Here is a 15577-nt window from a genome sequence, read left to right as displayed (position 1 = left end):
GAAAGTTGACCGATGAATCCGTTCTCTTCACAACCGCTGACACGTCGCGGGTTGCTCGCACGTTCGAGCAGCATTCCCGGCATGATCGGGGCGACGGCGTTTTTGTCGCAACAAAGTTTGAGCGAGGCCGCCGCGTCACAGGCCATGGGATGTCATTTCGCGCCACGTGCCAAACGCGTGATTCACCTTTTCATGAACGGTGGACCATTCGGCGGCGACTTGTTCGACCCCAAACCGGAACTCGAAAAGTACGCCGGTGAACGCCCTGCCGGTGCAGATCTCACAACCGAACGCCCGACCGGTGGCTTGTTGCCTTCGCCGTTCAAGTTTCGCAATTGTGGTGAAAGCGGTGTGCCGGTCAGCGAGTTGCTGCCTAAGTTGAGCGAACACATCGACGACATCTGCGTCTTGCGATCCATGCACGCCGACAACCCCAACCACGGACCGGCACTGCTGCAAATGAACAACGGCACCATTCTGCCGACTCGTCCAAGTATGGGAGCGTGGTTTCTGTATGGCCTCGGAACGGAGAACCAGAATCTGCCTGGTTATGTCGTGTTGTGTCCCGGTCGACCGGTGCGGTTTTCGATTCTGTGGAACAGTGCGTTCCTGCCGTCAGCGCATCAGGGAACGTACATCAATCACTCGAAGATCAAGCCATCGGCGATGATTCCCAACCTGGCGAATCCGCAGTGGAATCACAACACGCAACGACGCCAACTGGATCTACTTCGCCAACTTGATGAGGAAGTCCAACGACAACAAGGGGAAGATTCCCAGTTCGATGCCCGTGTGCAGTCCATGGAAACCGCGTTCCGGATGCAAACCCAAGCCACGGATGCCTTCGATCTCAACCGCGAAACCAAGTCCATTCGGGAAAGTTATGGGCAAGGTCATTTCGCGAACGGCTGTTTGCTGGCTCGGCGGTTGGTGGAACGCGGTGTGCGGTTCGTGCAGGTGTATTACGGGAACGGTCAACCGTGGGACACACACTCCGGACACGACGACAAAGTGCCAAACCTGTGCAAATCGATCGACCAACCGATCGCGGCACTCCTTGGTGATTTGAAACAACGAGGATTGCTCGACGATACGCTTGTGATTTGGGGCGGTGAATTTGGTCGTACGCCGACTTCGGAGAACGGCAACGGACGCGACCATAATCATCACGGTTTCAGCATGTGGCTCGCCGGTGGTGGTGTTCGTGGCGGGATGACCTACGGCGAAACCGACGAATTCGGGTTCAAAGCCGTCGAAAACAAAATGCACGTGCACGATCTCCACGCGACCGTTCTACATCTGCTTGGTCTCGATCACGAACGTCTTACCTACCGACACGCCGGGCGAGACTTCCGTTTGACCGATGTTCACGGTCGCGTCGTCCAAGAGATTCTTGCATAGCCGTCGTTTCTGGCAGCTGGTCGATTTGTGACCAGACAGAGGCTTGGTCGACCAGCGTCTTTGATTGCTGTCAAAGGCCGGGGTTCATAAGCCCCCCCAGATTGCCTATCTATTAACTCACCGGCTTGGTTTCAGTTGGTCCTGGCACTGTGTTTGCTTTGCGCCCAATGCATTCAAACATGATTCCAGATCATAGCGGCGACATTTGGCCGCTATGCCGACCATTTCCCAATTGAAACCAGGGCCGATTTCTATGTGGAACCGACGCTCAAAACGTGAAAATCAACGCCGAGTTCGGCAAGCAACCTGTACTGAATTTGCCGAGGTCGCGGAATTCTTAGAGGATCGCACGCTCCTTTCGGCCTCGGCGATCGCAACCGAAGACACGGCCGTGGCCGTCGCTGATACCACTCCGGTCGCGATCGCCGACACATCGGGCGATGAGTTGTTGACCCTCAATCTGGACCCGCTCGATGTGGATTTGTTGGGTCTGCAAGTGCAGTCGAGTGAAATCACCATCACGGTGTCTGCCGAATCCGGTGATGGGCGGTTGGTCGGCAACTTGCTGAACCAGGTTTCGTCGATCGTTAATTTGCAGGAAGTCAACGACGCTCTGAACAACGTGTTGGGAACCGTCGTTGAACTCGTCAACAGTGTCGATTTGGAAGTGGAAGGCGTTGGCAGCGGGGTGTTCTCGACGGGTGAAACCGGCTCGACACCCGTGTTGGAACTGATGGTCGCCCCGGTGGAACTCGACGTGTTAGGCGCGATCGTTCACACCAGCCCGATCAGCTTGACCATCACAGCGAATGCCGGCGATGGACTGGTTCTGGGCAACGCCGTCACGGCCTTGTCGGACTTGTTCAATCCACCGATTCCGGATGAACTCGACTTAGCTTTCATCAATGATCAGTTGGAAGGTCTGCTCGATGATTTGAACTCGCAAATTCCCGACATTAGTTCCGCCGACACTCCGGATCCGATGCTCAAAGACGGCGAGATTCTCAGCCTGACCGTTCCCGCTATCGATCTGAATCTACTCGGTTTGAACCTCGAAACCGATGCGATTACCGTCGATGCGACCGCGGAAACGGGCGATGGGTTGCTACTGGGGAATGTGCTGACAACTGTGTTGAACACACTCGATGCCACCCCCGATGAACTCAGCGAACTGAGCGGGAACTTGAACGATGTGTTGGCGAAGGTTGTCGGTGTGTTGAACGCCTCGACCCTGACGTTGCCATCCGATGCATTGGACCCGTTGACCGAACCGCTGCAAACGCTGGCGTTGCCGGAACTGATTGCTCCGCAAGAGGGCAGTTCGACGACGATTCTTGATCTTGTGATCGCTTCCCAGGATGACACACCACCGGTGATGGTCGACGTGCTCGGCTTGGAAATCACGACGACGGATATCGACGCCAGACTGACCGCTGAAACCGGGGAAGGACAAGTCCTCGGGAACCTGCTCTACAATGTGGCGAATCTACTGAACCCCAGCGGACCGGCGAGCTTGATCTTCCTAGTGACGGACTTGGCGTCCGGTAGCGAGACGATCACCGAACCGCTGGAAGAATCTACCACGTCGACAACAACGAGCACTGCGACCACGCCGTTGTTGGACCTTCAATTGCCTCCGTTGGATGTGAACCTGCTCGGCGTCACGGTGGCAACCAGCCCCATTACCGTGACGGCATCGGCTCAGCAAGGCGAAGGCAACTTGCTCGGCAACGCGCTGACTGGGCTTTCCACGTTGATTGATACCGAGAACATCAACAACGCCGTCAACAACATTCTGCGAACCGTCGTGACCATTGTGAACTCGACGAATCTGAATGTGGACGGAATCACGGAAGGGGCATTGGACACCGCGAATGTGGAAACCACGCCGGTCTTGGAAGTGATGGTCGCACCGATCGAACTGGATTTGCTCGGCGTCTTGGTGGAAACCAGCCCGATCACTCTGACCGTGTCCGCACAGGCGGGGCAAGGGTTGTTGCTCGGGAATGTGTTGACGGCTGTGTCCGACGTCTTTAATCCGCCGCTTCCCGATGAACTCGATCTGGAGTTCATCAACATGCGACTCGATGAACTGCTGGAAGACCTCACCACTCAACTTCCCGGCATCGATCCCGCGACCGTGCCGCCGACGATGTTCAACGAAGACCGCATTGTCAGTTTGACGGTGCCGGCGATCGATCTCGATTTGTTGGGGCTGCTTCTGCAAACCGAGCCGATCACGGTCAACGCGGATGCGGTCAGCGGGGATGGGGCTCTGTTGGGTAACGTCCTGACCGGCGTGCTGAACACACTCGACGCCACGCCGGAAGAACTCAGCGAACTCAGCGGCAACTTGAACGAAGTGCTGGCTCAGGTGGTCGGAGTGCTCAATGCCTCCAGCATCGAGTTGCCGACCGGAGGTCTGGAGTCGGTACTGTCCGGCGTGTTTGAAACCCTCTCGTTACCGAACTTGATCGCAGCGGAACCGGGTTCGACCGTTTCAGTGCTCGATCTTCTGATTGCGTCTCAGGACGACAGCCCGCCGGTCTTCGTCGACTTGCTCGGTTTGGAGATCACCACGAGCGATATCGACGCCGAACTGTTGGCGGAAACCGGCGAAGGGCAAATCCTTGGGAATCTCGTCTACAATGTTGCGAACTTACTGAATTCGAACGGTCCAGCCGGGTTGTTGTTCCTGGTCAGTCAACTTTCCAGCCTGACCGATACCGCTTCAAGTCTGCCGCTGTCGGGGTTGGTCGATTCGTTGATTGAACCAACTGCGATCAACGGCAGTTTCTCCGAAGTCATCAGCGGTAACTTTGATGGAATCGGACGCGGGGCGGATGACTTGTTGTTCTGGAATCCCGAGTCCGGTGCCAACCGCATTCTTCTCGGTGATGGCAGCATGGTGACGAACGCCATCGACCCCACGGTCGTCAACGGTAATGATTTCACCAGCAGCACGATTGGAAACTTCGATGGAGCCGGTGGAGATGACTTGTTCTTCTGGTCATCCACGACCGGGCGGAACCGTATTGTGCGTCTTACGCTCGATGCCAACTCCGAACTGTCGACAACATTCGAAACCAATGTCGTGGCTCCGGCTGCCATCAATGGCGATGATTTCGTCGAGGTGGTGTCCGGCGACCTCAATGGTCTCGGGGCCGATGACCTCTTCTTCTGGAATCCACAGACGGGACAGAACCGGTTGGCAAACCTGAGCTTCTCCGCGGCCGATGCGGTGACGAGTGTCGCGTCCCTGCAGACTGATTTCGTTCCGACCGCTGCCATTAACGGCAACGACTTTACCGACGTGCATGTCGGCCAATTCCAAGGCCAAGTGTTGGAACAACTGCTGTTCGTCAATTCCGATACCGGTCAGAATCGGTTGGTCAATCTGCAAACGGTTACCGAAACCGGATTGACTTCCGTGGGCGATATCCTCACCGAATTCGTGGCCTCGACGGCGATCAATGGCGGACTCGGAGCTAACCTGACTGTCAGTGATTTCAATGCGGACGGCATCGACGACTTGTTTGCGTTCGATGCAGCAAGCGGAGCGAATCGACTTCTCCGAGGCGACTCGACCGATGGGTTCTCGATCCTCGATTCCCTCGTTGATCCCACGCAAATCAATGGATCAGACTTCAGCGTCGTGACACCGTTGTTCAGCAGCCCCGATCTGGCGTTTGCCAACTCGCTGTTCTTCTGGGACCCATTGACCGGCAACAATCGGCTTTCCTTCACCGATGACATTGCCGGCATCTTCGGATAAACCGACCTTGTCCAACAACATTCACCCTCGGCTGGCCCAAGTCGAGGGTGTTTTCGTTTGCACGACTCCCACGAGCATCGTCACCGGTTTGGCAACGCGATGCCACTGGTGTCGAACCATGTGATGTGATCTGCCGAAACTTCACAATTTGTCGATGCTCCGATCGTCAAATCGGTGGAAGGCACTTTCGCGATCCATGATTGGTTTTCAATCAGCACATGAACCAAGCTTTCGCTGCCGAGCGGTTGGATTTCTTCGACCACACCGGCCATTCGGACAACGTTATTTGTACTAGCATTTGGCTGTAGTCGGAGATGTTCGGGCCGCACGCCCAGTGTGAGGGGTGCGTCCGTGTGATTGAGGGTTGTGGCCACCGATTCGGGAATCGGGACCGACTGCGAACCGAAACGGAAGGTGGGCGTGTCCGCTTTCGAATCCAAAGTGCCTTCAATCAGATTCATTGGCGGTGAACCGAGGAAACCTGCGACGAATCGGTTCACTGGATGATGGTAAAGTGCCAACGGCGGACCGACCTGCTGTACGATACCGCCTTTCATCACCACGATCCGATCGCCCAGCGTCATCGCTTCGACTTGGTCGTGCGTGACGTAAATCATCGTGGTCTGCAAACGCCGATGGAGTGCTGCCAATTCCCGCCGCATCTCCCCACGCAAGCTTGCATCGAGATTCGAAAGTGGTTCATCAAACAGGAACACTGCCGGTTGTCGCATGATCGCTCGTCCAACCGCGACCCGTTGCCGTTGTCCGCCAGAGATTTGACCGGGTTTGCGGTCGAGGAGATCTGTGATTTGCAGCAGCTTCGCGACGTCATCGGTCCGCGAGCGAATTTCGGTTTTGGGGACTTTCTGGAGTTTCAAACCGAAGCCCAGATTCTGCCGAACGCTCATGTGGGGATACAATGCGTAGTTTTGAAAGACCATCGCCAAGTTGCGATCCTTGGGCGGAACATCATTGACGATGCGATCGCCAATTCGAATTGTTCCGGCGGATGGCGTTTCCAATCCGGCGATCATCCGCAACAACGTGGATTTCCCGCATCCGCTCGGTCCGACGAGCACTAAAAACTCACCATCGGCGATTTCCAGCGAAACATCGTTGACGGCGGGCGTCTGGCCCGTAAAAGTTTTGGAGAGATTCTCGAATGTTACCGAAGCCATCTTTTTGCTTGCCAATCCGCGGTGCTTGATCCATGCCGTTGAAAGTGACCAATTTGCGGTTGCCCGTCGAGGCAACCGAATCCACGTTGACCGATCATATCGCCGACCGTCTCGGAATGCCGGTGTCGGACTTGGGCCGCTGGACGATTCTGCGGAAAAGTCTCGATGCCCGGTCCCGTCACGATTTGGAATTCGTGTATTCGACCGCCGTCGAACTGGCCGATTCCTCGATTTCCCTCAGCCGTTTCGAACATCTCGACGGCGTGATGCCCTACAAGGCAGTGCCGTTCAACGACCCTGATCCCGGACCGGAGTCAATGGACGATCGTCCTGTGATTGTCGGCACGGGACCGGCGGGACTGCTAGCCGGTTACTATTTGGCGAAGCGGGGATATCGTCCGTTGCTCTTGGAGCGTGGTGAACCCGTCAAGGAGCGGGTGCCGGCGATTCGGCGGTTCGATCGCGGTGGTGAATTCGAAAACGAGAATAACTACCTATTCGGTGAAGGCGGTGCGGGGTGCTTTAGCGACGGCAAACTGACCTGCCGTATCACTGGGCCGGATGTCGATTGGGTGCTCGATCGGTTTGTCGAGTGCGGCGGTCGGGAGTCGTTGGTCTACGAAAACCGTGCCCATCTCGGCAGCAACAAACTTCCGATGATCTGCCGCAATTTTCGGCGGAAGATCGAAGCGTTCGGCGGGGAATACCGGTTTGGTTGCCGGATGGAATCGCTACTCATCGAAGACGGCCAAGTGGTGGGGGTGGGCACGTCATCCGGGGAGATTCGCACGAAGCACGTCATTCTGGCCATCGGACACAGTGCTCGCGATACTTACGAAATGTTGCATCAAGTGGGCGTTCCCATGGAGCGGAAACCGTTTCAACTTGGTCTGCGGATCGAACAACCACAGGAAATCGTCAATCAACACAAATACGGCCGCGAGGAGTATCAGGAAATCCTCGGGGCGGCGGATTACACGTTAGTCGCCAAGGGCCAACGGGATTTGTACACGTTCTGTATGTGTGCCGGTGGAATCGTGATTCCCAGCGTTAGTGAACCGAACATGTTCTGCACCAACGGGATGAGTAACAGCCGTCACGATACGCCGTACGCGAACAGCGGTTTGGTGGTGACGTTGGAGCCCAGCGATTTCGGCAGCGACCACCCACTCGCGGGAGTCGAAGTACAACGGAAGTTCGAGGCGATGGCGTACCGAATCGGACGGGGCGATTATCTCTGTCCGATTCAATCCGCTCAGGATTTCATCGCAGGCAAGAGCCCGACTTCGAACTTTCAACCCAAGTCATCTTATGAACGTGGATTGGTTCCGACGAATCTCAACGAGGTCCTGCCGGACGTGATTTCCACCGCGATCCGCAAGGGATTGCCGGTGATGGATCGCAAATGGCGGGGCGATTTTCTGCGAGGGGCGAATCTCGTTGGACCGGAAATGCGGGGAAGTTCGCCGGTGCGAATCGATCGGGACCGCCAAACCCGCGAATGTCCCGGAATCGGCGGTTTGTACCCGATCGGCGAAGGAGCCGGTTACGCAGGCGGAATTGTCACCGCCGCTGTCGATGGATTACGCACCGCCCGCGAACTCGTCGCCCGTTTTCAACCGGTGGAAACTCCGGCGTGACCCATCCTGACCGGCCATGGCATGCGAGAAATCTCGGAAGACCGATTTCTACAAACCCAATCGTTTGGCCCGGTCTTGCAAGTCGATGACGGCATCAATGAATGGGCCCCGGAGTGATTCGGGGAGTTCCGCCATTTCGTCCAACCGATGATCCGTGAGTGCGGACACAACCCGCTCGATCGCACGGGTCATGCGTTTAAGCATTTGATCACTCGAAATGTTCTCAGCAGAGTTTTTCGGGCCGGAGTCCTCTTCGGACTCACCCGGGGAACCGGCATCTTTTCGGTACGGAGCGTAGGCCGCATCGAGCTGGTCGGAGTCTTGGTCCCGTTCGGAAACCGAGCCACCGGAACCGTTTGCGTCAAAACCTTCTGGTGCTTGGATCGGTCGGGATTCCTCGACCATCTTACTGGCCGCCGGATCACCCGCGAAGGAATCGAGTGGCGGTTCCTGCGTCAAATCTTCCCCACGCAGTGCCCGTCGCCAAGCCTTCATTTCGGCAACGGTCGCCTCGTTTTCGATGGCCCATTGCAGACACTCCGGGGCATCATCCCAGTTGAGCGAGACGTAAAAGTGCGACCATTTCAACTGCGAATAGTTTTGGTAGACATCGCCAAATGTCTCCCAAACTCGACGACGCTGGTAGATTTGATCACTACTCAAGCCGACCATTTGACCAAAATCGGCGTCGGTACGACCGCGAGCATAACGCTGCGTCCAAGCCGCCGCACATTCGCCGAGAACCCAATTGCACTGGCTGACCGCCATCTGAGCACGGGAAATCAACTCCTCCTCAGATGCTTCCACTGTTTCCGTATCCGGTGTGGAAACTGCAACCGAACCTTCCGACATATTGATAATCTCGCTAGCAAAGGACATCTAAATAAATTAGGGAACCCCCAATCCTACGGGGGGAATGCATCTGATTCTACCCCATCTTGTGGGATTGTCGGCAGATCATGGCATTCTGGAAACTGGGGTGGGCCGTTTGGGAAACATTCGTAAAATCAACGGGTTCCATCAGGGGGAATCACCAATTATCGCTGAAAAGCGCGAGACAAACTTTATGACCACACCTTGGGGACCCACAAGTCTCAAGTTCTTAAGACGCTCGAGGTTACGACGTTTGATCCCGCTCGGGTCGAGCAGTTCCTCCGACGAGATCGTGCATCTGCGGCGGAGTCGGGGCGTTGGACGGGCATCGGCGGATCTGCCGCGTGACGTGCTGATTCGGCTGATCGACTGTCCAGAATTGCCGTTGCGAGCCCAAACACGGGACATTATCAAAGCCGGGCGGACGGCGGTTGTCGTACGTGCCGACATGCCATTCGGTTCCCGGATGGTGTCGGTTGCGTATAAACAGGTTCACCGTCGGACATTCGTGAAGGTCCTGACCGCCGTTTTGCGGGGGAATCGGACACTGCGATCTTGGCGGATGGGGAGAAAGCTGCTTGCCGCCGATATTCCGACGGCTCGTCCGTTGGCCGTGGTGACTCCGCGATGGTATCGGCCTGATCAACCATCTTACATCGTGACTGAATGGATCGTTGGTGGCGAGAACATCACACAACTTGGGGATCGATTGAAGAAACTCGCCCCCCGTGACCGTGCTCGCCAACTCTGCGAGGCGGCGGAAATTTTGGGGCAACTCATCGGCCGTTTGCACGCCGCCGGGTTCAGCCATCGGGATTTGAAAGCCGGCAATGTGATGGTCATTCCGCGAGCCGGTCGGTTGCAATCTGCCGTGATCGACCTGGATGGCGTTTCCGAATGGTGGCGGGTTCCGTTGTGGGCACGACTCCGAAATTTGGCCCGGTTCGTTGTCGGGGCGGAGACCTCGATCGAACTCACGCATGGAGTCCGGTTGCGATTCCTTCAGGCATATCTCGCGGCATCCGGTTTGACGGATCGCGATTGGCAACCGATCTGGCGACGATTGGCCCGCCGTGTTCGGCAAGTGCAGCGTCGAAAATCGGCGTCGTAGAATCAAGGACGATTCATGAAATCACTGCGAATCGCGTTTCTCGCCACAAGACCGGGCAAAGCCAGCTTTCGGTTCCGTGTCGAGCAGATGTTGCCAATGTTTACCGCGGCCGGGCACAGGTTCGAAGTGCGATTCCTGGCCGGATCGGCATGGTCCCGCTTTCGGCAGTACCGCGACTTGTCGAATTTCGATGTCGTCTTTCTGCAAAAGCGGCTTGTGAGTCGCGCGGAGTTGTATATTCTCCGCCGAGCGTCGAAGCGGTTGGTGTACGATGTCGACGATGCCGTGTTCCTGAACGATCGTGGGACACTCGACGGACGACGCGGCCGACGTTTTCAGATCATGATGCACGCCGCCGATCACGTCGTCTGCGGGAACAAATACCTTGCCGATTTCGCGGGAGAGTACACCTCACAAGTGACGGTGGTCCCCACATGCATCGACACAGAGGTATTCCATCCGCGACTCCGCCCGACGTCATCCGAACCGACGGACTCAAAAAGATTCACCATCGGTTGGACTGGCAGCACAAGTACGAACCGATATTTAAACGAACTCTTTCCGATTCTGGCGAAGTTTCGAGATCAAGCGGAACTCAAGTTCCTTTCCGATTCGGAAACGGGTTTGGATTACTCCACGTTGAACGGGTTACCGGTCACGTTCGTGCCCTGGTCGCCGGACGTGGAAGTCCGTGAGACGGCCACGTTCGATGCCGGTCTAATGCCCTTGCCGGATGATCCCTGGACCCGTGGAAAATGCGGCTTCAAAGCCCTGCAATACATGGGACTGGGAATTCCGGCGGTGTGCAGTCCGGTGGGGGTGAACTGCGAGATCATCACGCATGGCGAAACCGGTGTGCTGGCTCGTACGCCCGCCGACTGGGAAGCTGGTCTCACGCGTCTCATGAGCACTCCTAAACTCCGCAAACGCCTGGGGCAAGCCGGTCGGCAAACCGTGGAGGACCACTATTCGCTCCATACTCAAGGCCCGCGATTGGTGGAAATCGTCGAAGATCTCATCCGAATGCGACGTGTCGCCTGAGACACCACCGCTCGAAAATCGCACGCTGATCAGAAGTCTTTGATGCGATCAATCTTGTCATCGGACGGCTCTCGGCGTATCGTCGAACGATGGGCTTTCTTGAAATGCGCGCACTGAGGGTCGCTATGCGATTATGTTGTTCCTTGCTGGTTTTGCTGGTCACGAGTACTTCGCTGGCTGCGGAGGACGATGGGTTCCGGCCGCTGTTCGATGGAAAGACGCTCGCCGGTTGGGAAGGCGATGAGAAAACGTTCCGTGTTGCAGACGGAAAAATCGTCGCGGGCACGCTCGATGAACGCATCCCACGGAACGAGTTTCTTTGCACGAAAAAGAACTTCGAAGATTTCGAGTTGCGTTTGGAAGCCAAGCTCGTTGGCGAGGGAAAAAACGCCGGCGTGCAGTTTCGGAGCCAGCGAATTCACGGTCATCATGAAGTCGTGGGGTATCAATGCGACATCGGATTCACTCCGAACGAGTGCATCTGGGGGGCTTTGTACGACGAATCGCGACGGCGGAAATTCCTGGCGCTCGGCGAACAAAAACCACTGTTGAAGAAATTGAAATCTGACGGTTGGAACGAATTGGTCATCCGCTGCGAAGGGCCACGAATTCAGATTTGGGTCAACGGTGTGCAAACCGTCGACTACACCGAAGACGACAAAGCGATTCCTCTCACCGGCAAGATTGCATTACAAATTCACGGTGGAGCGCCTGCGGAAGCCTCGTACCGTAACATCCGCATCAAACCGTTGAAGAAAGCCGATCCGAAAACCAGTTTTGCACCGCCAGCACAATTGCGACGCCCTGCCGGTTTGGTTGCGATGCAGAATGTGTTGCTCGTGGCGAACGAACGCACAGGCACGGTTTCAGTGATTGATGCAGCCAGCCGAAGTGTGGTCAACGAGGTGCCCGTCGGAAAACGACTCAGCGATTTGACGCCCTTGAACGACGAATTCTGCTTGGTGGTCGATCGTGATGAGCACGCTGTCAAGGTGCTTCGGGTTGATGGTCGGAACGTCTCGATCGCCTCGCAAGCGACGGTGGCTCAATATCCGGTCAGTGCGATCGTTGCCGACGATGGCGAAACGATCGCGGTGTCCTCGTTGTGGTCGCGACGGATCACGTTCTTACACATCGACCGTGAGCCGACTTTGCAACTAAAACCGCTCGGCATGGTCGACTTGGAATTTGCACCGCAAGAACTGTTGTGGTTGCCGATCGAGAATCGATTGCTCGTCGCAGATGCTTTTCGAGGAACGCTCGCGGTTGTCGATTCGGAAAAGAAATCCTTGGTCTCTCAACATGAGATTCCCGCGACGAATATTCGCGGCTTGAGTCTGAGTGCCGACGGCGAGAACGTGTTTGTGGCTCATCAGGTGTTGAACTCGAATCGGGCAACAACCTACGACCACATTTTCTGGGGCAGCGTGATGCAGAATGTGCTGCGGTCGCGAACCGTGGCATCGTTGTTGGAACCGTCTGATGACGAATACCCCGATACCGGAGAATACTATGGAGCGTATTCACTGGGCAGTCCTGGTGATGGCACCGGTGATCCGGGCGATGTGCTGATTCTCCCCAGTGGCGAAACCGTATTGGCGGTTTCCGGCGTCAACGAAATCGCGGTTCGCGGCAACGAACGCTTGCCCTTCGAGCGAAAAACCGTTGGACGACGCCCCACCAAACTGGCGGCCAGTCCCGATCAGAAAACCGTTTACATTGCAAATACCTCTGACGACACCATTTCCGTTTTGGACCTCAATTCCAAACGCATCGCGACCACAATTCCGCTCGGTCCGCCGGTTGAACGTGCTTCGTGGGAGCGTGGTGAAGAACTGTTTCACTCGGCGAAGTTGTCACTCGATAGTTGGTTCAGTTGTCAGAGTTGTCATCCCGGCGGGCACACGACGGATCGGCTCAACGACAATTTCGGGGACGGATCGACCGGGGCTCCGAAACGTGTATTGTCACTGTTAGGGGCGGCTCATTCGTCGCCTTGGGCTTGGAACGGCACATCGGAAACGCTCTCGCAGCAGGTGCAGAAATCCGTCACCCAAACAATGCAAGGCGATGAGTTAAATCATGCCGACGTGGAAGCACTCGTCGATTACATGAATACGTTGCAACCGCCACCGGGGTTGAATGTCGCGCGGGGAACTTTGGATGCGGCGGCAATCGAGAAAGGTCGGCAAGTGTTTGCGGTTGAGGGGTGTGTGGAGTGTCATCGCCCGCCGACGTATACATCCCGCAAGGTTGTGGATGTGGGGATCGACGACGGTCGCGGCGGACACGAGTACAATCCGCCGTCGCTCTTGGGAGTCAGTCAGCGTCAGCGGTTCTTCCATGATAACTCGGCCACATCATTGGAAGCCGTCTTCAAAGAGCATCGCCATCCGCTCGGGACTGAAATCAAACCCAAGGACTTGGCGGCTCTGCTGGAATTCCTACGCAGTCTCTGATTCCGCTTCGAGGTCTTCCGTCGTCACCGGTTGTCGTGCCCACCAGTAGGCACACCCTAAGCCGAACAGAATAAACGCGGCGTTCACCCAATACATGCCGATCGAAATGAATCCGTTGATCAACGCGTAGGCGAACCATAACAGAAAGCCAAACGCGATCCGCACGGAGGTGTGAAACGACCAGCGACGTAGCTGCGTCAGCAACACCAACCGTACCGCTTGCAGACTTTCTTCGATTCGGTTTTCGATGTACTGCTTCGGACTGAACAGCCCGAACGATCCCACCCGCAGAGCCACCATCGCCCGAGACGAAAGCACGTATTCGCCACGACTAAGGGCCGTCTCGATTTCATCGAAGTCGGTTTGTGCCGCGGAAAACAATGCGTGCACGTCGAGTGCAAGCATCGTCAGACATACCAACACCAAGAACGGTAACAAATACCACTCGTTGCCGAGTGTGGTCGGGGTAACATCAGCGGCTTGCCAGATGAGGCGGTAACACAAACTGTGAGCCAGCAATACTGAAAGCGTCACCCCCACGGGGAGCAAGGTTGTCCAAGTCAGAAAGATTCCCTTGTGAGCTTTGACGACTTCCAGCACACTTGGCCATCGCTGCGGAAACTGCCAAGCGAAACTCAGGTTCGTGCGGTGTTGTTGAAACCGCATCAGCAAACTGAGCAGGAAGGTCAAAATCAAGTAGCGTTCGTAGGCCGCCATCACGTTGATTTGCGAGAGATCAACTGGTTGACCACAGATCCAGCATTTGAAGGCGAGCATATTTATTGGTTGTCTGTTGCTTGTGGTTGTCACTCACCATCTATCGACAACGATTTCATCCGCGTCGCATCTTCTGGGCTTTTTCTTGCAGTGGGACGTGAATCTTGTCGAGCAGCATTGAGATCACATCATCGGCGGAGATGTTTTCACTATCGGCTTGGAATGTGGTTACGATCCGGTGACGCAAGACCGGGTGAGCGACGGCAGCGATGTCGCCGGTGCTGACGGCGAATCGCCCTTCGAGAATCGCGCGAGCTTTCGCACCGAGAATCAAGTTTTGACCAGCTCGCGGACCGGCTCCCCAGGAAATGTACTCACGGATGAACTTGGGGGCCTCCGGTTCGTTCGGGCGGGTGGCTCGCACCAAGTCTCGGGCGTAGATGAAGACGTGCTCCGAAACCGGGACCCGTCGAACCACTTCCTGAAGCGCCAGAATCTGTGACCCCGTCAACGCGGTTTCGAGTTTTGGTTTCTCGTTGCCGGTGGTGCTCTTGAGGATGCGAAGTTCCTCGGCCGCCGTTGGATATTTCACCACCACGTTGAACATGAACCGGTCGAGTTGGGCTTCCGGGAGCGGATACGTACCTTCTTGCTCGATCGGGTTTTGTGTGGCGAGCACAAAGAACGGAGCTGGCAGCCGATACGTGTGCGCTCCGACGGTCACGTGTCGTTCCTGCATCGCTTCCAAGAGTGCAGCTTGCGTTTTCGGTGGCGTTCGGTTGACTTCGTCGGCCAACAGAACATTCGTAAACAACGGCCCTTGCATGAACTGAAACGTTCGCCGGCCGGTTTCCGGATCGTCTTGCAGCACGTCGGTCCCGGTGATGTCCGACGGCATCAGGTCGGGTGTGAACTGAATTCGACGAAATGAGAGTTCAAGGATCTGAGCGATTGTGCTGACCAACAGCGTCTTCGCCAATCCCGGCACACCGACTAACAGACAATGTCCCCGCGAGAACAACGCGATCAACATCTGATCGACGATGTCCTGTTGGCCGATAATCACCTTGCGAATTTCCTGCCGCATCCGGGAATAGGCGGCACTCAATCCTTTGATGGCTTGGGCTTCCTGCTCGCGGGCGTCTTGTTCCGCCGATTTGGGTTCACGGAAATTCGGTTTGGGCGGGATGACGATCTCGTCCGAATCGTTCGGTTCATTCATAGTCGACTCATGACCGTATCACGGTCTTCTGTATCCGCGGTGCGAGCGGATTGTTCTGCGATCACGGTTTCCCGCGAGACAGGCCCCGCTCCGTTCAAAGATGCGCTCATCAATCAGAAGCTTCGATCGTAACGGATCAAGGAAACCAAGGCGAGTAGAT

The 15577-nt window shown here is 56.1% G+C and carries 10 protein-coding genes; 6 read left to right on the top strand and 4 right to left on the bottom strand.

Going from position 1 to position 15577, the window contains the following annotated elements; all coding sequences use genetic code 11:
- Positions 1-12 precede the first annotated feature (12 nt).
- Positions 13-1401: a DUF1501 domain-containing protein gene (locus G6R38_RS19220; protein WP_166830053.1), complete on the top strand. Its 1389-nt coding sequence runs from the start codon at positions 13-15 to the stop codon at positions 1399-1401.
- Positions 1402-1654: 253 nt separating this feature from the next.
- Positions 1655-5176: a hypothetical protein gene (locus tag G6R38_RS19215; RefSeq protein WP_166830050.1), complete on the top strand. Its 3522-nt coding sequence runs from the start codon at positions 1655-1657 to the stop codon at positions 5174-5176.
- A gap of 80 nt (positions 5177-5256) precedes the next feature.
- Here the strand turns inward: G6R38_RS19215 and G6R38_RS19210 are convergent, their stop codons facing one another.
- Complete coding sequence (locus G6R38_RS19210; protein WP_166830048.1) at positions 5257-6354, bottom strand: ABC transporter ATP-binding protein; 1098 nt, start codon at positions 6352-6354, stop codon at positions 5257-5259.
- A 32-nt stretch (positions 6355-6386) separates the two neighbouring features.
- Between G6R38_RS19210 and G6R38_RS19205 the strand changes: the two genes are divergently transcribed.
- A complete protein-coding gene (locus G6R38_RS19205) occupies positions 6387-7994 on the top strand; it encodes an NAD(P)/FAD-dependent oxidoreductase (RefSeq protein ID WP_166830046.1) in 1608 nt (535 codons plus the stop codon).
- Positions 7995-8042: 48 nt separating this feature from the next.
- On the opposite strand, the gene G6R38_RS19200 is transcribed toward G6R38_RS19205, so the two are convergent.
- Positions 8043-8846 (bottom strand): hypothetical protein, encoded by an 804-nt coding sequence (locus G6R38_RS19200; protein ID WP_166830044.1) that lies wholly within the window; start codon positions 8844-8846, stop codon positions 8043-8045.
- Positions 8847-9060: 214 nt separating this feature from the next.
- On the opposite strand from G6R38_RS19200, the gene G6R38_RS19195 reads away from it, so the two are divergent.
- From G6R38_RS19195 to G6R38_RS19185, 3 genes are all read left to right on the top strand, one after another.
- Entirely contained in the window at positions 9061-9978 is a 918-nt protein-coding gene (locus G6R38_RS19195) for a lipopolysaccharide kinase InaA family protein (RefSeq protein ID WP_166830042.1), read from the top strand.
- Positions 9979-9993: 15 nt separating this feature from the next.
- Positions 9994-11019, top strand: a complete 1026-nt coding sequence (locus G6R38_RS19190) for a glycosyltransferase family 4 protein (RefSeq protein ID WP_166830040.1) — start codon at positions 9994-9996, stop codon at positions 11017-11019.
- Between the two features lie 125 nt (positions 11020-11144).
- On the top strand, positions 11145-13478 hold the full coding sequence (locus G6R38_RS19185) for a family 16 glycoside hydrolase (RefSeq protein WP_166830038.1): 2334 nt from the start codon (positions 11145-11147) through the stop codon (positions 13476-13478).
- Here G6R38_RS19185 and G6R38_RS19180 read toward each other — a convergent pair.
- A complete protein-coding gene (locus G6R38_RS19180; RefSeq protein ID WP_166830036.1) occupies positions 13464-14255 on the bottom strand; it encodes a hypothetical protein in 792 nt (263 codons plus the stop codon). The two genes, G6R38_RS19185 and G6R38_RS19180, sit on opposite strands and share 15 nt — an antisense overlap.
- A gap of 55 nt (positions 14256-14310) precedes the next feature.
- On the bottom strand, positions 14311-15282 hold the full coding sequence (locus tag G6R38_RS19175; RefSeq protein ID WP_240928308.1) for an AAA family ATPase: 972 nt from the start codon (positions 15280-15282) through the stop codon (positions 14311-14313).
- Positions 15283-15577 lie beyond the last annotated feature (295 nt).

The sequence above is a fragment of the Thalassoroseus pseudoceratinae genome, from assembly GCF_011634775.1.
In the GTDB taxonomy this organism is placed as follows: Bacteria; Planctomycetota; Planctomycetia; order Planctomycetales; family Planctomycetaceae; genus Thalassoroseus; species Thalassoroseus pseudoceratinae.
Note: the sequence above shows the minus strand (reverse complement) of the source record. Positions and strands in the feature narration are given on the sequence as shown.

Bases quoted from the DNA above. Each gene is read 5' to 3' on its own strand.
- G6R38_RS19185 (WP_166830038.1), top strand. From the start codon at position 11,145: ATGCGATTATGTTGTTCCTTGCTGGTTTTGCTGGTCACGAGTACTTCG.
- G6R38_RS19220 (WP_166830053.1), top strand. From the start codon at position 13: ATGAATCCGTTCTCTTCACAACCGCTGACACGTCGCGGGTTGCTCGCA.
- G6R38_RS19205 (WP_166830046.1), top strand. From the start codon at position 6,387: ATGCCGTTGAAAGTGACCAATTTGCGGTTGCCCGTCGAGGCAACCGAA.
- G6R38_RS19195 (WP_166830042.1), top strand. From the start codon at position 9,061: ATGACCACACCTTGGGGACCCACAAGTCTCAAGTTCTTAAGACGCTCG.
- G6R38_RS19180 (WP_166830036.1), bottom strand. From the start codon at position 14,255: ATGCTCGCCTTCAAATGCTGGATCTGTGGTCAACCAGTTGATCTCTCG.
- G6R38_RS19175 (WP_240928308.1), bottom strand. From the start codon at position 15,282: ATGCGGCAGGAAATTCGCAAGGTGATTATCGGCCAACAGGACATCGTC.
- G6R38_RS19190 (WP_166830040.1), top strand. From the start codon at position 9,994: ATGAAATCACTGCGAATCGCGTTTCTCGCCACAAGACCGGGCAAAGCC.
- G6R38_RS19210 (WP_166830048.1), bottom strand. From the start codon at position 6,354: ATGGCTTCGGTAACATTCGAGAATCTCTCCAAAACTTTTACGGGCCAG.
- G6R38_RS19215 (WP_166830050.1), top strand. From the start codon at position 1,655: ATGTGGAACCGACGCTCAAAACGTGAAAATCAACGCCGAGTTCGGCAA.
- G6R38_RS19200 (WP_166830044.1), bottom strand. From the start codon at position 8,846: ATGTCGGAAGGTTCGGTTGCAGTTTCCACACCGGATACGGAAACAGTG.